21 protein-coding genes and 1 pseudogene are annotated in these 23,004 nt (G+C 40.6%); 8 read left to right on the top strand and 14 right to left on the bottom strand.

Features of this window, described 5'->3' with window-relative positions; all coding sequences use genetic code 11:
* Positions 1–29: 29 nt before the first annotated feature.
* From mutL to ES754_RS03445, 3 genes are all read right to left on the bottom strand, one after another.
* Entirely contained in the window at positions 30–1,754 is a 1,725-nt protein-coding gene (gene mutL / locus ES754_RS03435) for a DNA mismatch repair endonuclease MutL (protein ID WP_147222072.1), read from the bottom strand.
* A gap of 89 nt (positions 1,755–1,843) precedes the next feature.
* On the bottom strand, positions 1,844–2,404 hold the full coding sequence (gene tsaE / locus ES754_RS03440; protein ID WP_227677719.1) for a tRNA (adenosine(37)-N6)-threonylcarbamoyltransferase complex ATPase subunit type 1 TsaE: 561 nt from the start codon (positions 2,402–2,404) through the stop codon (positions 1,844–1,846).
* Positions 2,404–3,018, bottom strand: coding sequence for a 6-pyruvoyl trahydropterin synthase family protein (locus ES754_RS03445; protein WP_147222074.1), 615 nt, complete (start codon positions 3,016–3,018; stop codon positions 2,404–2,406). Before ES754_RS03445 ends, tsaE begins: the two co-directional genes overlap by 1 nt.
* A 270-nt stretch (positions 3,019–3,288) precedes the next feature.
* Between ES754_RS03445 and ES754_RS12325 the strand changes: the two genes are divergently transcribed.
* Positions 3,289–3,411: a hypothetical protein gene (locus tag ES754_RS12325; protein ID WP_265090706.1), complete on the top strand. Its 123-nt coding sequence runs from the start codon at positions 3,289–3,291 to the stop codon at positions 3,409–3,411.
* Positions 3,412–3,529: 118 nt separating this feature from the next.
* On the opposite strand, the gene ES754_RS03450 is transcribed toward ES754_RS12325, so the two are convergent.
* From ES754_RS03450 to ES754_RS03460, 3 genes and pseudogenes are all read right to left on the bottom strand, one after another.
* Positions 3,530–3,862, bottom strand: a complete 333-nt coding sequence (locus tag ES754_RS03450) for a YnfA family protein (RefSeq protein WP_147222076.1) — start codon at positions 3,860–3,862, stop codon at positions 3,530–3,532.
* Between the two features lie 71 nt (positions 3,863–3,933).
* A pseudogene (locus ES754_RS03455) lies at positions 3,934–4,712 on the bottom strand (PhzF family phenazine biosynthesis protein).
* Between the two features lie 78 nt (positions 4,713–4,790).
* Positions 4,791–5,252, bottom strand: a complete 462-nt coding sequence (locus tag ES754_RS03460) for a methyltransferase family protein (RefSeq protein WP_147222078.1) — start codon at positions 5,250–5,252, stop codon at positions 4,791–4,793.
* 402 nt (positions 5,253–5,654) lie between these two features.
* Here ES754_RS03460 and ES754_RS03465 point away from each other — a divergent pair, with 402 nt between their 5' ends.
* The 5 genes from ES754_RS03465 (at position 5,655) to ES754_RS03485 (ending at position 13,798) form a co-directional block, all read left to right on the top strand.
* Entirely contained in the window at positions 5,655–8,180 is a 2,526-nt protein-coding gene (locus tag ES754_RS03465; RefSeq protein WP_147222080.1) for a penicillin acylase family protein, read from the top strand.
* Positions 8,181–8,513: 333 nt separating this feature from the next.
* On the top strand, positions 8,514–10,037 hold the full coding sequence (gene nirK / locus ES754_RS03470) for a copper-containing nitrite reductase (RefSeq protein ID WP_147222082.1): 1,524 nt from the start codon (positions 8,514–8,516) through the stop codon (positions 10,035–10,037).
* Positions 10,038–10,085: 48 nt separating this feature from the next.
* Positions 10,086–10,796: a succinate dehydrogenase iron-sulfur subunit gene (locus ES754_RS03475; protein WP_147222084.1), complete on the top strand. Its 711-nt coding sequence runs from the start codon at positions 10,086–10,088 to the stop codon at positions 10,794–10,796.
* Positions 10,797–10,807: 11 nt separating this feature from the next.
* Complete coding sequence (locus tag ES754_RS03480; RefSeq protein WP_147222086.1) at positions 10,808–11,929, top strand: leucine-rich repeat domain-containing protein; 1,122 nt, start codon at positions 10,808–10,810, stop codon at positions 11,927–11,929.
* Between the two features lie 474 nt (positions 11,930–12,403).
* The gene (locus tag ES754_RS03485; protein WP_147222088.1) at positions 12,404–13,798 is read left to right on the top strand and encodes a serpin family protein; all 1,395 of its coding nucleotides are present in this window, start codon (positions 12,404–12,406) and stop codon (positions 13,796–13,798) included.
* A 256-nt stretch (positions 13,799–14,054) separates the two neighbouring features.
* Here ES754_RS03485 and ES754_RS03490 read toward each other — a convergent pair whose 3' ends face one another.
* The 3 genes from ES754_RS03490 to ES754_RS03500 form a co-directional block, all read right to left on the bottom strand.
* Complete coding sequence (locus ES754_RS03490; protein ID WP_147222090.1) at positions 14,055–14,363, bottom strand: tetratricopeptide repeat protein; 309 nt, start codon at positions 14,361–14,363, stop codon at positions 14,055–14,057.
* Positions 14,364–14,593: 230 nt separating this feature from the next.
* Positions 14,594–15,178: an HD domain-containing protein gene (locus tag ES754_RS03495; protein ID WP_227677717.1), complete on the bottom strand. Its 585-nt coding sequence runs from the start codon at positions 15,176–15,178 to the stop codon at positions 14,594–14,596.
* Positions 15,179–15,302: 124 nt separating this feature from the next.
* Entirely contained in the window at positions 15,303–15,725 is a 423-nt protein-coding gene (locus tag ES754_RS03500; RefSeq protein ID WP_228267756.1) for a cysteine peptidase family C39 domain-containing protein, read from the bottom strand.
* Between the two features lie 261 nt (positions 15,726–15,986).
* Between ES754_RS03500 and ES754_RS03505 the strand changes: the two genes are divergently transcribed.
* Complete coding sequence (locus tag ES754_RS03505; RefSeq protein WP_147222093.1) at positions 15,987–16,418, top strand: DMT family transporter; 432 nt, start codon at positions 15,987–15,989, stop codon at positions 16,416–16,418.
* Between the two features lie 13 nt (positions 16,419–16,431).
* Positions 16,432–16,896, top strand: coding sequence for a DMT family transporter (locus tag ES754_RS03510; RefSeq protein WP_170231072.1), 465 nt, complete (start codon positions 16,432–16,434; stop codon positions 16,894–16,896).
* Positions 16,897–16,955: 59 nt separating this feature from the next.
* On the opposite strand, the gene ES754_RS03515 is transcribed toward ES754_RS03510, so the two are convergent.
* The 5 genes from ES754_RS03515 to ES754_RS03535 form a co-directional block, all read right to left on the bottom strand.
* A complete protein-coding gene (locus ES754_RS03515; protein ID WP_147222097.1) occupies positions 16,956–18,032 on the bottom strand; it encodes a GmrSD restriction endonuclease domain-containing protein in 1,077 nt (358 codons plus the stop codon).
* On the bottom strand, positions 18,019–18,609 hold the full coding sequence (locus tag ES754_RS03520; RefSeq protein WP_147222099.1) for a hypothetical protein: 591 nt from the start codon (positions 18,607–18,609) through the stop codon (positions 18,019–18,021). The genes ES754_RS03515 and ES754_RS03520 overlap by 14 nt, the downstream gene beginning before the upstream one ends.
* Positions 18,610–18,980: 371 nt before the next feature.
* Positions 18,981–21,254 (bottom strand): choline BCCT transporter BetT, encoded by a 2,274-nt coding sequence (betT, locus tag ES754_RS03525; RefSeq protein WP_147222101.1) that lies wholly within the window; start codon positions 21,252–21,254, stop codon positions 18,981–18,983.
* Positions 21,255–21,491: 237 nt separating this feature from the next.
* A complete protein-coding gene (locus ES754_RS03530; RefSeq protein ID WP_147222103.1) occupies positions 21,492–22,292 on the bottom strand; it encodes a hypothetical protein in 801 nt (266 codons plus the stop codon).
* Positions 22,293–22,313: 21 nt separating this feature from the next.
* A complete protein-coding gene (locus tag ES754_RS03535) occupies positions 22,314–22,973 on the bottom strand; it encodes a hypothetical protein (RefSeq protein WP_147222105.1) in 660 nt (219 codons plus the stop codon).
* Positions 22,974–23,004 lie beyond the last annotated feature (31 nt).

Raw genomic sequence — 23,004 nt, forward strand, 5'->3', positions numbered from 1 at the left:
AATAATATATGGGGAGTGACGCTTATGAGCTAAGAAGCCAGCATTAGTGTTATTAATTGCTCAGTAGTTATTATTCTAAAGGCACCTTTAGTTAACATCTCAGTAAAAGCCAGTGTAAACTCTGCTGAGTCTGATGCAGATAACTGCGCGCTAAGTATGACTAATTTCTGATTGATGGAGGCAGTACTGGCATTCCCTTTATCTACAATTAGAGACGGTATACTCACTTGGTTATCATTAATATCTTGCAAGCCTTGTTGGTATGCTTGGGCACTTATTAGTAGGTAATTACTTTTAAAATAAAATAATAACCATGGTAGTGCTGGTAACTTAGGACTTGTAACAGCTGTGATTATTTTGGATGAATGTTTAATAACTTCCAAGCACTGTGGTAAACAAGCAGCCGTTAAATTAGGTGAGTCTAATTGCTGGTTTTGCGCTGTACTTTTTACACTATAATCTGATATTTTTCGTGAAGGCTGTTGTGATGTTGATAACTTATATTGCTGCCGCGTTGATTGTACTTGTTGCTGTGAAGTATTAGTAGCTTGGGTGATTAATGGTCTGCGTGCAGATGGATTGTTTCTGAGCAGTGTGTCGGTATTGGGCTCTTTATCTAGCAGAGCTTTCGGAATAGATACATTCTTCAGCTTAAGAGCAATAGTATGACTCAAATGCGCCATGATATTGTTTAACGGGCTAATTTTAATACGCTGTTTGGTCGGATGGACATTAATATTTAGCCAAGAACTGGGCAAATCAAAATATAGCGCATAACCAAAACCACTAAGCTGAGCAGTGGTTGCCAGTTGCCGCAGCTGATTACTAATTATAAGCTCTTTAACCAGACGTCCATTAACATACAATAGCTTTGGCAACGCTTGCTGCTGATCATTATATATAGGCCACAACCAACCGTTGATATTTGCCTGCTTATCTATTATTTGCTCACCAAGATTTTCATTCCCGCCAGCCGTCGCTGTCATCGCTGATGGCTGTAATAGACTCGATAAATCCACCGTTATTTCAATAGCATTATCAGACAATGATGACCCAAGCGCTTGTTCAAGCCGTGATAAGGGTAAGCGACTGCTGTTGTTATTAGCTGAGCTGCTCTCATTTGAGATTGCTGATAATAATAAACGTCTTTTACGATCATGAAAAAGACCGAGTGTCACATCGGCACGTGCAAGTGCTACTTCACGGACGATAGTTTCAATATGATTAAACTCGGTGGCAATAGACTTCAGATTACCGCGACGCGCAGGCACGTTAAAATAGAGGTCTTTTACCGTAACGGTAGTACCGCGATTATGCACAATAGGCGTCAGCTTTGGCGTATCGGCTAATATGCCAGCAACTTGCAGCTGACGACCAATACCACTGTCATCCTGACTACTAATAAGGGTCAAACGCGCCACGGCTGCCGTTGCTGCCAGTGCTTCACCGCGAAACCCTAAAGTACTGATGCCTTGCAAATTAGCAATATCAGCCACTTTACTGGTTGCATGACGAGTAATGGCCATCACCATATCGTCAGGATGAATGCCTACCCCATTATCCACCACCTCAATCATACCCATACCGCCTTGGGTAATATGCACCTCAATACTGGTCGCGCCAGCATCAATGGCATTCTCCAGCAGCTCTTTTACCACAGCTGATGGACGCGTTACCACCTCACCTGCTGCCAATTGATTGATTAGCAGCGGTGATAGTTTGGTGATACGAGTATGGGTAGTTTTATCTAACATGGTTATCTGGCATGGTATAGAGTCATATATTTTAAGAAGCTGATAGTTTTAGGTATAGAACCTAGTTAGTCATAAAACCTAGCAAAAACCTAAATCGTTAACGCTGCTAGGTTTAAACCTTGCGCTTGCCCTACTTTTGATAGTCGTATCTCAACTTGCCTTGCTTCATCTTTACCTTGAGTCATATCAATAAATAAGGTTGGCGGCGGTAAATAACTGTCAGCACGACTCGCCCATTCAATAATCACCAGCGCATCAGGCTCATCCAAATATTCATCGAAGCCAATAAAAGACAGCTCTTCTGGATCTTGCAAACGGTATAAGTCCGCGTGATAAACGGGCTTAACTGTCCCATCACTTTGCTGGATACTATAAGGCTCAACCAAAGTATAAGTCGGACTCTTCACCGCGCCAATATGACCAAGCGCTTGTAGCCAATAGCGGGTTAAAGTAGTTTTACCAGCACCTAAGTCACCTGCCAGCCACACGCTACCAGATAGCGGCAACTTAGCCAACCGCTCAGCTAAGGCTTGAGTGTCTGCTTCAGAATGCAGTGTTATTGTCACCGACTGCTGGTTAACTTTGGAAACCTCACTAGGTATTCCATCATCAACCTGAACCTTATCACTACTAGACATGAAGTTGGACATTAGACTGTACCTATATCACTAGCAGTCACTTGCATGGTTACGGTTGGATTGATAAAGCGCTCACCGCGAATCAACTTGGTATAGAGTTCGGGGTCAGTCCACTCACTACTGACTTGCGAACTGAATTCAAAAGCATCAAGCTCTAGCTTGCCCATTTGCTCATTGGCTACGTCCTCAGCAAAGCACTGCGCGTAACCGGTAGCAGTCTCATGCGCAATCACTGAATACACACTTACATCAGCTTCGCCATTTTGCATTTTGGTTTGCTGTAGAATCTCTTGCGCCCAAAAGAAAATCACTCGAGAAAATTGCTCAGCAGAGGGTGACACTGGCAAGCTTATCCAGCGTGCACTGAATTTCTTACAAGCGGCAATATACTCGGGGTCGTCTTGATTCCAAAAGCAGATGGCATGATCAAAGCTGTCAATAATGTCTTTAATCGAAGATTTTAACAGCCCAAAATCATAAACCATCTGCCCATGGTCGAGGCGCTGTGCCTCAAGAATCAGCTCAATCTGATAGCTGTGACCATGAATAGAATGTTTGCAGCGCTCAGAGCTGCAGTTGCGGACGATATGAGCGTTTTCAAATTTAAAAAGTTTACGGATACGCATAATAATTAATTAACCAAGATAGTGAGCATCATTGTGCAATATGGCACTGAATAGCGGAAGAGATTACAAGGAATAATAGTACTAGCCAAACATAGCGTTCAGCTCATTGCGCTCATTATAGCAAATCGCTGTCCTAGCCGTAACGGTGTATCGGTAAGTATGCTGTATCAACGCTGTAGTCAATTTAGCAAGCAGTAGCTATCTATTGCTCAGCCTTAGGGCTATACTGATTTTAATAGGTATTAGCCTCTCATACAAAAGGATAACATCATGAGTAAAGGTCAAGATAGTAAAAAGAATGTAAAAAAGAAGCCGTTATTAACCGCAAAAGAGAAAAAAGCGGCTAAACAATCGAAGAAAGAAGATAATAATAGTATTTTAGGCAAGCATTAATATTAAGTGTAAAAAAGGCCAATCGAACCTAATGGTTCGATTGGCCTTTTTTAATTGGTAGCTTTCAGCTAATGAGCAATGAGCAATGAGCTGGGCTTAACAAGCTGAGCACCATAACCTAGCTACTGCGCGGCGCAAACATAATAATCGCCATGCCTAATAGCGCCACCGCAGACCCTACTATATCCCACAGGGTTGGCCGAATGCCATTGACCGTCCATAACCAGAGAATGGCCATCGCAATATATACCCCGCCATAAGCCGCATAAACTCTCCCTACCGCAGTAGGATGCAGTGTCAACAACCATACAAAAGCAATTAAGCTAAATATACCTGGAACCAGAAGCCAAATGGTTTTGCCCTCACGCAGCCACAGATATGGCAAGTAACAACCAACAATCTCCGCCAGTGCTGTGAGAATAAAAAGGCCGACCGTTTTTAATTCAGGCAAAACAACTCACTCCTTCAGTAAAGCTTTAATAACAAATAACCGCCATTCGTAAAAAATAGGTATTTATAATTTTAAACCGTAATAAATCCGGTTAAATAGTGCACTGCATTACCAGAGATAAGCACTCTATCCTTTTCTACCACACACTCAATTATTCCGCCGCGACTTGATGCTTGATAGGCCATTAATTTATTGCTACCCAAACGCTCTGCCCAAAGCGGCGCAAGCCCTGTATGCGCGGAACCAGTCACTGGGTCTTCGCCGCTACCATTCGCAGGCCAAAAGTATCTAGAAATGAAATCGTATTTAGCAAAAATCTCTGATTGGGCTTGGCAAGTCACCACTACATCTAGACGAAATAAGCTTGCGCATTACGATAGACCTCTACTGGCGCGATGGATAAACCCGCTAATAAACTCTCATGAATACTATCGCTATCAAGCTTTTCAGGTTTATTATTAGGAAAATCCATTTGAATTTTACCAGAGTCTGCCTGTATAACCGTCAATATTCCCACTGCTTTTGCCAAGAACTTAATAGTGATCAAACTAGGCTGCTTTTTGAATAGAACAAAGGCAGAAGCTAAAGTTGCGTGACCACAAAAATCAATTTCTGTCAGTGGTGAGAACCAGCGGATATGATAACTGGCTATTTTATCGGACTGATCTTTTTCCTCTAACGTATCTGCTTTATCAGCTACTAAAAAAGCAGTCTCAGATAGGTTATTTTCCAGCGCAATAGACTGCATTAAATCATCATTTAACCAGTTATCGGTAATAATAACGGCTGCTGAATTGCCTTTAAAAAGCGTGTCAGTAAAAGCGTCAATGAAGTTGATTTCAAGTTGCATCTTTTATCCTCTAATATTTACTCTCTAACAATAGTCAACATTTAAACAACTTTGATATCCAAATAGCCTTGTTCACCATTAAATCCAACGCCGTACCCGCACTAAATAAGCCTTATACTTATCGCCAAACTTTTCAGTCATGATCTTCTCTTCTGCCTGAATCTGAAAGCGACTCATATATTTGATAAAAATGATGATTAAAGCAAACGCTATTAAGTGAGACAAATATAGTGCCCAGCCTAGCAAAATAAATACCAAGCCTACATACATGGGGTTGCGACTATATTGATAGATTCCGCTGGTTACTAAGTGCTCAGACCTTTCAGGCGTGTGCGGGTTAACCGTGGTTTGGGCTTTCTTAAATTCAGTGACACCCATTACGCCAATGCCCAAACCTATGATAGCTAAACCACCGCCCAGCCACTTTGAGTCAGAAATAGAAAACTGCAACGCTGGCAACGTTTTGGATACGCCATACATCGCAGCGCCTGTAGCCAGAACTTGCAGCACAGTAGGAACTTTTAGCTCTAGAGCATTCATAACATCACCCTATAAATATTTATCACTATTGAACCTAAACTATACGCTAATAATTACTTAGAGATAATATTATCCCTGATTTTAAATCTAGCTATTACTATGCCATCATAGCTATTACACCCTGGTCGTTTATATATTAGCCCATAAGTAGCAATATTATTACCAGTGGAAGTGTTATATGATGGACAAGTGTTTCTACAATGTATCTCGTTATACTGTGGGTTTATTCAGAATGTCTTACGCCTGCTAACACTGGCATAAGGGTTTTTGAAAATATCAACCCAAATATGAAGCAGCAAAATCACTAGCAATAAAAAGGAATTTATTGATAGCTTAAGGTCTGATGGATAATCTTGCATTGCGGCTTTAAATAACAACTCTTAACCATGGATGGATAAGCTTATGAGCACCAATATTCTTCATCGGCATGTGCCAATACTAACGCTACTGACAGTGGCGGTCTCTCTTGTATTGTCCGGTTGTTCAGACCGAGACAACAATGACGCATTTTTTCCACCTACTGATACTGACACCGCTACAACTTATTCAGCAGATATTCAACGTACTGAGTTCGGCATACCACATATCACTGCAAGAGATTATAAAGGACTGGGCTACGGTGTGGGTTATGCTTTTGCCGAGGATAATATCTGCTCGCTAGCTCGTGAGTTGGTTGTAGCCAGCGGTGAGAGTATGCTGTATCTAGGTACTGAGGGTAATATGGCTAGCGATGTTTTCTATACTTGGTATAACTCTCCAGCTAGGCGAGCTGAATTTCTGGCGGCACAAGACCCTGAAGTGATTGATGCGATAACAGGCTATGCCGCAGGCTACAGCCGTTATCTGCGTGATAAAGGGGTTGCCAATATTGACCCTGCTTGTGCTAATGCTGAGTGGGTACGTGAGATCACCATTGATGATTTATTGATCGTTTATGGCAAAGCCAACTTGCGCGGTGGACTCTCTAACTTCGTCGGTCCAATCGTTGCAGCAGCGCCGCCTGTACAGAATAGTGTGATAGGCAGTTCAAGAATGCGTAGTGTTGAGGCTTCAGATCCCGTAGTAGACTCAGCACCTGCATTTGATATGAACACAATCAACATTATGAATGGTGGTAGTAACGCTTATGCATTCGGTAGCGAAGCAACTGGTACAAACAGTGGTGTCATGTATGGCAACCCGCATGAGCCATGGGAGGGGGTGCAACGTTTTTATGAGTTTCACTTGACCATGCCAGGTGAGCTTGATGTGATGGGTGCCGCGCAACAAGGTCAACCCTTCATTAATATTGGCTTTAACAAAGACGTTGCTTGGAGCCATACCGTATCGACTGCTAAGCGCTTTACCCTTTATCAGCTTAGTCTGGTGAATGGCAATCCAATGAAGTATAACTATAAAAACAGCGCTGGTGTGTTTGAGCAACGTGATATCGAAGCGGTTCCTATTACTATTAAACTACCAAATGATCAAACACTGGTACGACCTATCTATCTATCGCAATATGGTCCTATGCTAGCAGTCGATAAGGTTAATGGTGCCTTGCCAGCTTGGGGCACTAGCAATCTAGCTTTTACTATCCGCGATGCCGCCTCAGAGAATCCACGTGCATTGAATCAATGGCGTAGCATGAATAAGGCTAAAAACGTAGAAGACTTGGTTACAAGAATGAAAAGTACGCTTGGGCTTGGTTTTGTTAATACGATAGCGACCGACCGTTACGGTAAAGCACTCTATGCTGACATCTCAACCGTACCGCATGTTACTAAAGATAAGTTAGAAGCTTGTAGTACCAACGCTGGTCCAGTCCTTGGCGCATTGATTGCAGTAGATCTGCCAGCGCTTAATGGCAGTACAGCAGACTGTGAATGGGGCGATGATGCCGACTCACCACAAGCTGGTATTTTTGGAGGCAGCAACTTACCGTCCTTGATCCGTGATGACTATGTTGCCAACTCCAACGATAGCTATTGGCTAAGCAATCCTCAACAACCATTAACTGAGTTTTCTCCATTACTACGCCGTCGCTTAGTACCTTTCCTAGGGCCTAATGCAGTAGATGGTGTACCGTTACTGATGCGTTCGCGGATGGGACTTACTCAGATAGCCGATCGATTAAGCAATAAGGACGATTTAGGCGGAAACACATTCAATTTAGATAATATGCAAGAAGTGGTTTATGGTAACCGCAGTTATGTCGCTGAGTTGGTACTTGACGATGTTTTAGTAAATTGTCTAGCTGAGCCAGACCTACCCTTGAGTGATAGTACTGATACTATCAATGGTACTCAAGCTTGCAATATTTTAAGTAGTTGGGATCGTCGTAACAACTTGGATAGCAAAGGGGCTCATGTTTTCAGAGAGTTTTGGAGTAATGTTAAATTTGATGAAACTACAGATAAGCTATTTAAGGTTAAGTTTGATGTGAATAACCCAGTCAATACACCTAGTGGTCTCATTATCAGTGATAATACGCGTACCGCTCTAGGCGATGCCATCAAGTTTTTTCAAGATAAAGACATAGCTCTTGATGCCTCATTAGCTGATTTGCAATATGTGATCGATGCTGGCAAAAATAATGAGAAAATCTCTATGCATGGCGGATTAGGTCGTGAAGGTGTCTTCAATGTTGCACAGTCGCGGAATAGGGATATTGTTAGGGATGGCGTTAAATCTATAACCACTGTAAACGTCGATGGTACTTACGGTCCAATTATTAATGGCCCAACTTACATGCAGTCAGTCACTTTTGATGAGCAAGGACCTGTAGTAGAAGCTCTACTAGCCTACTCACAATCAGCGGATACTACTAGGCCTTATCATCGTGACCAAACGCGCCGTTATTCTGCGAAAGACTGGATCCGTCTGCCATTTAGCACTGGTGAAATCTCCAAGCAAGCCGTTGGTAACAAGATTCAACTAAGAGAGTGAATTTAGCGGGAATTAGATCGTATTAAAAAGAGACTTCAGGTGAATCTTGGAGTCTCTTTTTATCTTATGAGAAAATGCTATATTCTTTCATACTATTATATGGTTACAGCATACCTAAAAAAACTATTCAATGGGTATTGTTTAAATTTATAGAAAGTTTGTTTGTTAAGTAGATATATATACTTTATTTAGAATATATAAGTCGCATAAGTAACAGCTTTCATTTAGGATAAACATTAAAGAGCTTACTCTTATCAAGGATATGATTTCACTGATGTTTATATGCACTACTAAAAGCGTCTGACTCATCTTACATAATAAAAGGAACTTATTATGCTTTTATTCAACCACCCTTCTAATCACAGCAAGGTTATTAATTATTCGAAGTTAACCTTGGCTTGCTTGTTAGCGTTGGGGACTTTGGCCATCATCACTGGCTGTGATAAAACCAATACAGACACAACGGCAACCAATGCCGCCGAACCGTCTATCGATAAAACTACGAGTAAAGATAACAGCGAAGAAGGCGAGTTGCCGATTATTGATGCGGTATTGACGTATGCCCCTGAAGTGCCGCCACCTATTGATCGTGACTATTCCGCAAAAGTCAGAGTGAAGATGGAAACGGTAGAAACCGTTATGCGCTTGGCGGATGGGGTGGATTACGAGTTTTGGACGTTTGGCGGCCAAGTGCCCGGTCAGTTTATTCGCATTCGTGAAGGGGATGAGGTCGAATTCCACTTATCCAATCACCCTGATTCAAAAATGCCGCACAATATTGATTTACATGCGGTGACGGGACCAGGTGGCGGCGCAACATCGTCGTTTACCACCCCAGGTCATACCTCAGAGTTTAATTTTAAAGCGTTAAATCCAGGACTCTATGTGTATCACTGCGCAACGGCTCCCGTTGGCATGCATATCGCCAATGGCATGTATGGGCTAATATTGGTTGAGCCCAAAGAGGGCTTGTCAAAAGTTGATCGCGAGTACTATGTGATGCAGGGCGATTTTTATACCAAAGGTAGCTACGGTCAGCAAGGTCTTCAGCCCTTTGATATGGATAAAGCAATCTCAGAGAACCCAGACTATGTCTTATTTAATGGCTCAGTAGGCGCGCTGACCGGTGATAATGCGCTCAAAGCTAATGTGGGCGAAACAGTACGTTTATTCGTTGGAAACGGAGGGCCAAATCTAGTGTCATCTTTCCATGTCATTGGTGAAATTTTTGATAAAGTGTATGTTAATGGGGGCACGACAGAGAATCATAACGTGCAGACGACACTCATACCGTCAGGCGGTGCCGCAATTACTGAATTTAAGACAGACGTACCTGGTGAGTACATCTTAGTTGACCACTCTATCTTTCGTGCCTTTAACAAAGGCGCTTTAGGAATTTTGCAAGTCGAAGGTAAAGAGAACAAGCGCATCTATTCAGGCAAAACTAAATATCGTGTCTATCTGCCAGAAGGCGCCGCCACGCAAAGTATTGCTAATACTAAGCCTGCCCCGCAAAAAGTTGCTGCGAACAAGCAGCAGCGAATTGAGATGGGTAAATCGGTTTATGATAATAACTGCGCCGCCTGCCATCAGCCCACAGGGCTAGGTATCCCTAAAGCCTTTCCACCATTGGCTAATTCTGACTACCTACTCAAAGACCCGAACCGTGCCATCAGTGCGATCATACATGGCCTCAATGGCAAGATTACCGTTAATGGTGAAGTTTATGATAGCGTTATGCCAGCCGTTGCGTTGGATGACGAAAGAGTGGCGAACGTCGTGACTTATGTCCTCAATACTTGGGGAAATAATGGTGGTGAAGTAACGCCTACGCAAGTGAAAGCCGCTCGTAAGTAGAGCTATTGTTTTCTATAAAACCATCACCTACATCTGGAGTTTAGCATTATGAGCCGAGGTACTCGCACCATCGAAATCTATCGCTATGACCCTGATAAGGACACAGCGCCGCGCATGCAGAGCTATACGATTGAATTGTTAGATTCAGATCGTATGTTGCTTGATTTATTAATACGCCTTAAACAACAAGACGAAACCATCACTTTTCGTCGTTCCTGCCGTGAAGGCATTTGCGGCTCTGATGGTATGAACATCAATGGTAAAAACGTCTTGGCATGTTTAACTAACATGAATGACTTGCCTGAGAAGGTGACTATTCGTCCGCTGCCCGGTCTACCAGTTGTTCGTGATTTGGTCATCGACATGAACCAATTTTATGAGCAATATGAAAAGATTCATCCTTACTTAATCAATGATCAGCCCCCACCGCCAACCGAGCGTCTGCAATCACCTGAGCAGCGTGAAAAGTTGAATGGTCTCTACGAGTGCATTTTATGCGCTTGCTGTTCAACTGCTTGCCCATCATTTTGGTGGAATCCTGATAAGTTCTTAGGTCCAGCAGCGCTATTAAACGCTAACCGCTTTGCTGTTGATAGCCGAGATACGGATACTCGGGCACGTTTGCGACGTTTAGAAGATCCGTTCAGTTTATTCCGTTGCCGAGGCATTATGAATTGCGTGTTGTATTGCCCAAAGGGATTAAACCCCACTAAAGCCATTGGTAATTTGCGTAACATGCTGATCAATCAAGCGGGCTAAGGAGCAAGGCTATGTTTCAAGATAATACTAACTATCATCAGGAAATCTCTAATACTGCTAACAAAACGTTAGATACTGACGATAATTGGGTTAAGAAAATATGGGCATGGGCAGACGAATTTGAATTGCTCGACTCTGAGGTTCCTCGTCATAAAGAGGCATTACTAGCAATAAAAAAACTAGAGATTCTAGAGCCTGAAGGGGATCAACAACATTCTAGAAACGTTTATAGAATGGACTATATTCCTGACGAACTCACTAATCTTACAAATCTCACAGAAATAAATATTAGTGGTATTAAAGCAAGTCGTTTACCGCAAAATATAGGAGTACTCTCTAACCTAACCAAACTGTCTATTAGGCACTCTAACCTCGTCGCATTACCTGATAGTATCGGACAGCTCACTAACCTTACTGAGCTCTTTATTGATGAAAGTAAGCTTGAGAAGCTACCTGATAGTATCGGCCAACTTACTAACCTTAATAAACTTTTTATTAGTCGGTGCAAGCTTAGATGCTTACCGGATAGCTTTGGTCAGCTCTCTAATCTTACGGAACTTGATCTGATTGACTGTGAGTTGACAGCATTGCCTTACAGCATTGGGCAACTCACTAAACTTACTAAGCTTTTTCTTAATAATGGTAAGTTTAAAAATCTGCCTGATAGTATTGGTCAACTCAGTAACCTGACTCAGCTCGATCTGATTCACTGTGCGTTTAGACATCTGCCTGATAGCATTGGGCAACTTCATAATTTAACTGAGTTTTTTATTAGTCACTGCCCTCTTCAGCAGCTCCCTACTAACATTGGACAGCTCTTAAACCTAAATAAACTGGATCTTATTAATTGTAACCTTAAAGGCCTACCTGATAGCATTGGGCAACTCACCAACCTTACTGAGCTTAATCTTATTCACTGTCATCTCGAATCTTTTCCAGATAGTATTCATCAGCTCACTAGCCTAACCAAGCTTAATTTTACGGATTGTGGACTTAGAGAGCTACCTGAGAGTTTTTTACAGCTCACTACTCTAGAATGGGTTAATTTTAACGGAAACCCACTCGACAATCTTTCTACGCCTATACTAGATTATTTACTTGCCATAAATACAGTATATGGTTTGGGAAGATAGTTATGTCGTTGATGATAAGGAATCACTATCGAATGACTGATAGTCATTTCTCATTTAAGCAAGTTTCTCTGCTCGTTATCAGCTCATACTAGATTACCAGCGTTAGTTAACGAAAGAGCTATTTTAAAGACGCAATATAAATGATCCTTATTTTTACAGTGCATCCCTCTCGAAAAGCTCACTTAGTGTACACTGCGAAGTACACTGTCATTATTTCAATAGCTCAACTTACTAGTATATAGCGTATAACCTAATATTCAAATCCTTACTAGGGTATTGAACTTATCCAATGAGTTTAGCAATTATCAACTCATTGAATAAGTTCGGTGCGCTATGCAGGCATCGAACTGTAGGCTGTTAAACTCACTAATTAGCATTAAGAATATAGTACGCTTACCAAACTAGGCTAAACGATTGTATAGAGATGATACTAGAATGGCATCATCTTAACTCTACATTATTAGTGAAGCAAATATGAAGAATAATCAGTATTGTTATCTTAAAGAAGTATACGGTAACCGTGTTATGAGTGCATTGGCGATCAGCAGCCTGTTATTGATTGTCAGTGGCTGCGATAGCACTATGAAAGAGTCTAAGCCTACTGACACGATAACCAATACCGCATCAAACCCAAACAATGCGTCTTTGTCAGATAAGAATAAAAATAACTCCGATTATAAAGCCGTTAGTAAAGACGGCTTTATTGCTGCTGATGATTCCGCTTCAACCCCAGATGGCATCGAAAAAGTCACTACTGCCAGCAACCAGTTCGCCGTTGATATGTATCAGCAGATAAATGGTCAACCTGATCAATCAGATAACAACGTATTTTTCTCGCCTTATAGTTTGTCTACGGCAATGGCAATGCTTTATGCCGCAGCGGAAGGGGAAACAAAGCAGCAGATTCAGAAGACTTTTTACTATCCTTCAATGGATATTCTCAACCCCAATAGTGCCGCGCTATATAATCAATTTAATAAACCCAATCCTGATTATAAGCTCGCCACGGTCAATGATTTATGGATGCAACAAGGGCTAACGCCTAACAAGGCATACGTAGACACCGTACAACGTTATTACGGTGGTCAAGTAACCAACCTTAATTTTAAAGGCAGTCCTGATCCCTCGCGCCTAATCATTAATAAAAAAATTGCTCAGCATACCAATCAGCTGATTCCTGAGTTGCTACCAAAGGGTAGTATTCCATCTAGTGTTATCGCAGTATTAACCAACGCGGTTTACTTTAAGGGCGATTGGAAAATGCCTTTTGAGGCTAATAGTACATCCAAGCAGCCTTTCCACCCCCTTATGGGCACACCCTCTGATGTTAAAATGATGAATATGCAAGCTGATTTCGGCTATAAAGAGGACAAGCAAGTACAGGTCGTGCAATTGCCCTACAAGGGCGATGACTTATCCATGCTGGTGATATTACCCAAATCAAAAGGCAAAGCCGCGACGCAACAGCTGGTGCAGGATTTGAGTGCTGATAAGATTAAGCAATGGACTAAAGACTTAGTCACTCAAGAAGTGAATCTTTCCTTACCAAAATTTAAGCTTGCAGAGCGCTACGATATGAAAGGTTTGCTGTCAGATATGGGCATGCCAAGCGTCTTTCAAGACAAAGCTATCTTTAAATTATTTGATCAGCCTCTGCCTATAAAAATTGATGATATTTATCATCAGGCGGTAATTATTGTCGATGAAAAGGGGACAGAAGCGGCAGCAGCAACAGCCATTGTAGCAATAGAAGCTTCTGCTCCTATAGATCAGACGGTGGAGTTTAAAGCCGATCATCCGTTTATTTTTATGATTAAAGACAACAAAACGGATACGTTATTGTTTTTGGGTCAGGTTAATAAGCCTTAATTAGAAACTACCTCACTAAGGCATACCCAAAAAAAACAGGTTCAGCAAAGTCTAAGGATATAGTTCCCTAGTGAGGACTTGAACATTCGGCTGTAGCCAAGCGATTTCAATAGGTATAGGCTATTGGATTTAATTAGTGTACATCTGAGTGTACTTGATAAGCTTAGCTTTGTAATACTTTGAATAAGTTATTAGGGAGTATTTTGAGTGTGGACGATACATTAGGAATTAAACAGACAGCTATGTACCTAGATACCTAGTCTGTTACATTTGTGTTTTTACAGCCCAATTGATATCCATTGTCACAAGCTTTAATAAAATACTTTTTCGCTATAACTGTATTTTGACGTATACCGTGGCTAAATAAGTACATCATACCAAGGTTATATTGAGATCTAGTATCTCCTTGATTGGCTTGTACTGTAAGGTCTGCAAATTCTTTTTCAACAGCTGATTTTACGGTTGGAACTTTGTTGTGAATACTATTCATCTGAGTATCAATGGCTTTAGTACACCCTGTCAGCATAATGCCAGTAACTAAAAATGTTGTTAATCTTTTTTTCATAGCTGCTTGTCCTGTTAGTTAATCAAGGTAACATTACAATTTATAGTTTTCATGCCTATCGTGATGATCTTAAATACATTATTAGATAGTCTTATTAGGTATACACTATTCTTCTGTAGCTATTCGATACACAACATTTTAGCTGGCAATAAAAACACTTCAGCCAAGCATTATTGACTTTATCTTCTGCCTTGCATTGCCTCATTTCATAGCTTCGTTTCATGTAACTATTAAGGATCAAGCAGCCAGCCCTCACTTACTGCCACTTCAATATTACCCAGCATCCATGAGTGAATTTCAGGGAAGTCTTCAGCGATAAATGCATGTGCGGCTAATACTTGAGATTTCTTTATGCCGAGCTCTCGCCAAGTTTTACCTTGGCTAGAAATATTATGTAAAAAAGGTAACATTCTATCTACTACTTTTAATAACTTAGTTTCTAAGCTAGCGCCTGTTTCTTGCTCTTCCCATAACTCAGAGAGCTCAGCAACGCCATTACCTGTATGATTTTTTAAACGCTTGACCCCTTCACGTTCAGCGGTATGCGCGGTACTTCTATCGCTGGCATAAAGAAAAGTATCGCCGGCATCGATTTCACCTAAGTCATGGATGAGTGCCAGTTTTAATAGCTTTTCTTCAGAAATATCAAGATTAAAACTTCTTGAAATTGACCAGCAAGCCATCGCCAAATGCCACGAATGTTCGGCAGAGTTTTCAAGACGAGCACCACCATCGATATAGGTGCGACGGTTAACCAGCTTTAAAGCATCAAGCTCAAGAAAATACGCTGTAATCGCTGTTAAATCATTCGACAAGGTAAGCTCCTTATAATAAAAATATTTAGGTTTTAGAATTATTTTTGTGAATCCTACCATAGTTCTTTGTATGATCTTATACTTTGGTTAATACATTTTTGATGCTGCTAATCATGTCTATGAATTAACAAGGATTAACTTCAATAAACCACTTGGGCTGCATCGCATCAAAGTCTGTACGAATATTACTGGACAGATAGCTGACAGAATCCAAAACCACAGACTGACCTTCGATACGCTTAAATACCACCCAGTGCCAATAGTTCATACCCTTCTCGCAATGATATTTAATAGCTAATAGAGCGACATCTGGTAGCTCATCCCAAGATGTGAAAGGTGTCTCATATTTGGACACTGTAATCCCAGCGCGCGATAGCAGTTTTCTGACGTATTCAGTATCTGCCCACAGCGATGTATCATCGGCATAAATGCCCATCGCATTTGCTATAGCTCGAATCTCCGGATAAGTTTTGCCTAAAATATTGGCAACTGCTGCAATGCCACATCCAGTCACTTCTTCTTGTATTACTGACTTAATTTTTAGCACCGATAAATCCCCAGTATATTCACATCTGTCTCAGCATATTCGCAATAGTGGTACTTGGCCACACCGCTTTTAGCATAGCATCGATTTAATAGAAAATAGAATTACCCGCGGCTTAAATATACTTACGCACTAAACTGTGCTCGTTGATATATGGACGCGCTGAAGTAAGGCTTATACTTTATTAATCTACCAAGTTGCTTACCCGTAAGCATCGCCATACAATGTTGGCTTTAATGGAAGGGAAAACCAGAAAGGATAGCTATGAAGCAAGTCATGATGCTGTTATTGGTAGTAGTCGCTGGCACGAGCTTGGCGATGGAAGCAGCGTTCGTAGGGCCATTGGGAGAAAAGATTGGTCACTTTTCTGCGACCTTTTCTATATTTCTTATTGGTAGTTTGTTATCTACGCTGGCGTTGATCGTGCTTAAACGTAACTCTTTTGCTACGTTATTAAAGCAGCCGCGCTGGTTATTTATGGGCGGTGTTTTGGGTCCTGCTTATGTCATCGTACTGACAATAGCCACACCGCTGGTTGGGGTTGGCATTACGATAGTGGGCATCCTTAGCGGTCAGATATTCGCCAGTTTACTCATTGATCATTTCGGACTCTTAGGGAGCGAACGCCGCGCCATTGATATCTACCGAGTCTCCGCTCTAATGCTAATTTTAATCGCGCTTTGGCTTATTTATTAAGGAGGATAAGATATTGTTATCGATATTATTTCCACTGTTATTACTTGGCGGTATCGCTCTCGCTGCTCAATCCTCAGTTAATGGGGCGTTAGGTGCGCGAACTGATGTATTGACCAGCGCTTGGCTCACCAATATCATCGGTGCTACGGTAGGTTTGCTACTGGTTCTTTTCTTTGAACCACGGCAAGAATTTACTATGTTTACTGTCCCTAAATGGCAGCTATTAGGTGCGTTTTTTGGTACTTTTGCATTAATTACTATTGTCTTTGCCGTGCCGCGTATTGGTACTGCTGCGACTAATGTCGCTATCATAGCTGGTCAGCTATTTATGGGATTGATGATTGATCACTTTGGCTGGTTTGGTAATACGCAACTGACGCTGGACTATAAGCGCATGGCGGCTATCGCTCTACTCGCTGGCGCGTTGTATTTGATTTATTTGAGTAATGTGCGTGGCAGCATTGGTTATACTTATTAAATCTGAGAGCTAGAAAGCTAGGTAAAACATCTAACTTTTCTTTCTAGCCTTATAAAATGTTACAAAATTGGATAATTCATTACTTGTTTAATGGCGTTATGACGCTCCATTCTGTTGTTCTTCTTACTTGTTCCTTCTTTTGCTAAAGCTTTATACTTATATATAACGCTATCAATGTTTGAAAAACAACTTATTAACTCTTCATCACTGTGATAGTTATCTATGAAAGTACGATAGTTATTTATTTGCTGGTTGGTAAGTAACTTAGTATCCATTGTTAATTCAAAAGTAGTAGTAAATAATGTATAAAAGTGTACCGAACTTTTTAGAAACTTTCTTCTTTCAACATTACCATCTATTATAGAGTCAACAAATGAAATCACTAATTCAAATTTCGTGATGTCGTCTAATTTAGATGGATAAACTTCATTATAGAGGTCATACATTTTATTAATATTTGTATTTATAATATCTTCTTGAATACCTTGTTTTAAGAAAATTAATAGAATACTGATAAAGGTAATATCTTTCATTCTTCTTCTATCAGCTACTCCAAAAATTGAATTCTTATCCCAAAACGATATTTCTGATAATTGAGATGCCACATTCATGAACTCTCCCTGAAACTCAGCATTCCTAAGCTCTTGAGGATTTAAAGTTAGGTTATTACTATTCAATCTTAAAAACATATTTACAATATCAGGTCTTTCAATATTATTTCTTACAAGTCGAATAGAAAAAATATATGACCATATCGCTTTTTTATCTTCAGTATTTAAGTCTTTGAAAAATTTATTTTTTATTTCATCGAATTTTAAGCCTTTTATATCAAGTGAATTAGCTTTCAACATATAGAGGTTAGAAATATAATCGAAAATTGCTCCACACCTCTGTTGGCCATCGATAATAGAGTATTTAGTATCTCCATTATCCTCATCAGTTCCAATATTCCATAAATAAATCTCAGGGACAGGATAACCAATTAAGATAGATTCTATTAACTTTATTTGGATACTAGGTGTCCAAACATAATTTCTTTGAAATGAGTTATCAACTATCAGTAACCCTTTCTGACGTAAATCATAGAGCCATTTAGTATTTTGAGGTTGTATATCTATATATTCAATCAACTTCATTCAAATCTTCCTTTAGTTTCTCTATTCCTTTCATATGGTAATCTTGAACTGATTCCCAATCAGAATAAATTCTATAGTTCACTTCATGACGAATATTAAATCTTAATTGCAGCTCAGCTTTGAAAGTTAAAACTTTTCTTTGCCAATTTTCAAGAACATTATTACCATACGTAGGGTCACTGTCATTTAAGCTGATAAACCCATTAAAAATATTACTACATTTAGACTTATGTCCTGTTAAGTATTGACCTTGCGCAACTTGCCTATAAGCCTTCCATATATTCATAAAAATTTCGTTTGATACAATAATCAGATCAAAATCAGAATTATCGTCAAAAGTCTTAAATTTTTTCTTTGGAGAAAAACTATACTTGGTCTTAGCACTACCAACAATTGATATGTTATTAAAAGGAACACCTAAATTTCTTGAAATAAATTTTTTAAATTCATCATAATCTGTGCTTGAGTCATCGCTAAAATTTTTAAAATACCAAACATTCTGACCAATTAAGTATTGATAGTAAATATCAATTTCATCATTGTTAATGATGTAGTCCATTATCTCCTGTTTATCCATAAATAATTCACACTCATATTTTATAAAGGTAAGCCTTTAATAGTTTTAAATTTTATATTATTGTATTGGATTATTGATTTTTATATTCGTAATAAATCTATTACATGGACTCTTGACTAGATACTGACTATTCTTTTATAAGAACTCTAACAAAAAAATATTAGCATCGTACTATTGTATATAAACTACAAGGTCTTTAACAAAAAAAATCAATATTAGTTGAGTATCGCAAAGGGTAACATAAATATAGCAAAATTTAAATATGAATCTGCGGAGAAAAAATTCAAAAATAACCCCCACTCAATACAATATTGCTCTTCAGCCCAAACAGTAGCGGTTAGCATAATCCTCACATCACCTACACAACTATATTAATCACTGCCCAATATAGGCGTTGCAGTAGTCAACGCTGTATCGGTTTCCGTAGGAGCAGTCAAAAAAGTCAGATAAGCTTGATATTGCTCAAGGACATCGTCAATCACCTGCTGCTTGGTTAATCCTGTCAAATCATAACCGCCTGAACCTGTTTGCGTGGTCACCTCAAGTCGATAATAAATATCAGTATCAGCTGCCATTTTGCCACTAAAAGTAGGCGCTGGAGTTTTGACCATAGCGACTTGATAATAAAAGTCATTCATAGCAGCCGTCGATAACCGTAGTAACGGCCCTGAGGCGGCGATGATATTCGTATTCCCAACGAAAGCAGTCGCACTAGCTGCATTGCTATCGTGATCGGCATTAATACGCTCAACATCATAGCCTTGACGGCGGAACTCAGTGGCAACATCATCAAGCGCTGGGCGTACGGTACGCTCGAGGAACTTGATCGACTCACGCTTGGAGGGATAAGTAAGCATCTGCCCCAAGCGCTGCGTCCATGAACGCTCGGGTATATAACCGCCACTGGGAGCAATTGAAGGACGGCGCAATACAGTACCTTCACGCTCTGCCTGCTCTATCTTTAAGGCTTTATAAAAAGAGAACATCACCAGATAGACGATAATGGTCACCGGTAGCGCAAAGATAAGCGTCGCATATTCCATAGTGATAACGCCACCGGCTATCAGCATCGATATGGTCAATACTGCCGTCAATACTGCCCAAAAGATACGCAGCCACTTCGGGCCATCCTCGCTTGGATCAGGAATAGAGGCGGAGAAATTCGACATCACCATGGCACCTGAATTGGCACTGGTGATATAAAATAGCAATCCTGAAAAAGTTGCTAGGATAACTAAAAAAGTCGCTCCAGGGAACATCTCAAGCAGTGCATACCAACCACGCTCTGGGCTTTCAATAGCAAGCTCGGCAAAGGCCGTGTTACCTTGCAAAACCTCATAAAGGGCTGAGTTGCCAAAGAAAGAAACAATAATAAAATCACATAAAACCGGTACAGTAATCGCCGCGATAACAAACTCACGTAACGTGCGTCCACGAGAAATGCGTGCAAGGAAGACGCCAACAAATGGTCCCCATGCCAGCCAGAATGCCCAAAAGAACAGCGTCCAACCGCCCATCCATTCGCTACTACCGGGCACATAGGCAAAGGTCTTAAACATACGGGCAGGCAAAGTGACAAAGAACTGACCTAAGTTTTCGACCAGTGCATTTAATAAAAATGCGGTCTCGCCAGCGATGAGAATAAAAGCCATCATCGCCACTGCGCTCCACAGATTCAGCTCAGATATCCAGCGAATACCACGGTCAACCCCTGAAGTGGTCGCGGCAATGGTTAGGATGACCGCACCGATAACCAAAGCAATCTGTAACGTCAGCCCTTCCTCTAAACCAAAAATCTTGGAGAAACCCACGTTTAGTAAGACCACCCCGATACCCATCGTGGTTGCCACGCCGAAAACGGTGCCGACTAACGCTAAGATGCTAATGCCATGACCGATAGGGCCATTAACGCGTTTACCAAATAGAGGATAAAGCGCCGCCCGAATGGATAATGGCATATCCCAGCGATAAGCAAAATAGCCCATGGCCATACCCAGCAACGCATATACCGCCCAGCCTGCAATACCATAGTGAAACATCGTCCAAACGACCGCATTTTGCATGGCATCAGCGCTCGCACCATCCCCTGAAGGCGGGGTCAAATACTGCACCACAGGCCCAGTTACCGAGAAAAACAGCAAATCAATTCCGACACCCGCGGCGAATAACATCGCCACCCAAGTCCCCAGCTTATACTGCGGGCGCGACTCATCAGGCCCAAGGCGGATGCTACCCGCTTTAGATAACGCCACCCAAAGCACAAAGCCAATGACCAGCACCATCGTAATGACGTAATACCAACCGAGGTTAGTCGCAATCCAATCAACGAGCGTCTTCATGGTCGTGCTGGCACCAGCAGGCATCACGATTGCCCAAATGGAAAAGGCAACAATCACCAACGATGAAATAATCAACACGCTCCAGTTAATATGAGCGACCGCATTTTTTGATAATTCTTGTGCGCCTTTTTTCAGGTCACTACTTGATATGGGTGGTTCATCATCACTATTTTTAGGCTGACGTTGCGTGCCACCAAATTGACTGCGCTCAAATGGAGTTTGCGTTTTTTCAATCTGCTCATTTGGCAAATGGGAGTCTTGTTCAGGCGCTTCGGCCGATTTGTTATCTGATGGGTCGTTGGTCATGAGTGCATTCCTTGCATGCTACTGACACCTAACAAGTAAGTAGGCTTATTAGGTATTGTAATAATTTTGGGAAAATGATGGGCGCATAGTAGCATAACTTGCGAGCTAAAAAGTTTGAGGCAACAATAATGAGACTGCTGGCTTAAAGGCACAAAAGTTACTTTGAAAATTAGTCATTTGTTGATAGCACGTGGAGAATAGCTGGCTTGGTATTTGATGATAATTTAAATTTAACAATCAAGGCTCACACTTAACCTTTTTAAACTCCCACGTCATAGGCTCAACCTTTTTTGCTACTAAGATATCACTGGCCGATAAAAATAGAACCCCTTCAATGTCTTTAAAATCCGCTCCTGTGCAAGTGTGATAACTGTAAAAATCAACTTTTAGGGCAAATGCTTGAATCATAGTGTCGCTATATTTAGAGATTTTCCCTACCGATAGCAAACATGCTACTACAGTCACAACAAAAAGTACGCCTGGAATTATCTTTTTATTTAGTTGCTTACTATCGCTTGTAGAGGCACTGTTTATAACTTTGCTGTCAGATTTTCTATAGAAAAAATACAAGCCAATAGCGATAAAATAACTGCTTAACAATGCCATTACCGCATACTTAAAAAACTGAATGGCGGTCAATAACGTTGACGTCAATGCTAGATTGCTAGCATCTACTAAGAAAATTCTATTGATTTCACCTATCGCCCATAGATAGGACAGAGCACTGATCAAAGCCACTAATAAATAAATAACGATTTGACCCCAAATACTTTTTTTAAGGTACTTATAGACAATATTCTCAATAGAGATGATGACCAACATGATGAATAAAACAGCAGAGATAATTAGCACAATTGCATAAGACAGATAAAATGGTAAATGCAAGCGTATGCTCGAGACTAAAGCTGTGCCTAACACGGCTAATATAAGGGCAAACCGCGCAAACATTCGAGTGGTTCGAATGAGCCACTCTCTAATAGTATCTATATTTATCTTAGTCTCACTAGTCACCGTCGCTTTTTTCTCATCATTCGTCATGGCAGGCTCTTACTTAGCCCATTAAGGCAACATTTGCTTTGGGATAGCATTGTTAAGAGTATTATTAAGCCTAATAGTATTTATTTTATCAGTCCAATCTGACTCGGTAGGATGCGGCAGACTATCTAATATCATCAACGGCTGATGATAAATAGTTTTAAATGTCGTTATAAAACCTGTAGCCGTGTCGCCACAAGGTACGATAATAATGTCAGATGATGATTGCTCAAGCACTTGGGTTAATCGGTTCGCAAAATCTTTAAAAACCACCTCTTCCGCTAAATTTATATATTGTTTTTGCTGATGGTTTTGATTTAAATGTTGATTTAAGCTTTGATTTAAATCCTGTTTAATACTGGTCAAATGATGCACTTGCGACAAGTCATCAACTGATAAGACACAAGGATAAAACGCTTTATTCATCGGTAACGTAGAGCAATTTAGAATACCAAGCGACTTATAGTGCAGCGTTTTAATATTGCAACCTATAGGCAGCTGATTGTCAAAATCATGACAATATCCTTGTGACTTTAAAAACTGGGTCAACTCAAGCGCAGACTCCCCTGCTGCCGGATGCTGATGGATATATTCGTTGATGTGAGGGGATTCCAAAATGAGTAAGACCTTTAATTCTTTAACGTCTTCAATCAAGTTGAATACTTTATATTGATCTAGGGACACGTTTTTTTCCTTATGGTAATTTAATAATGAG

Source organism: Psychrobacter frigidicola (assembly GCF_007997305.1).
Taxonomy (GTDB): domain Bacteria; phylum Pseudomonadota; class Gammaproteobacteria; order Pseudomonadales; family Moraxellaceae; genus Psychrobacter; species Psychrobacter frigidicola.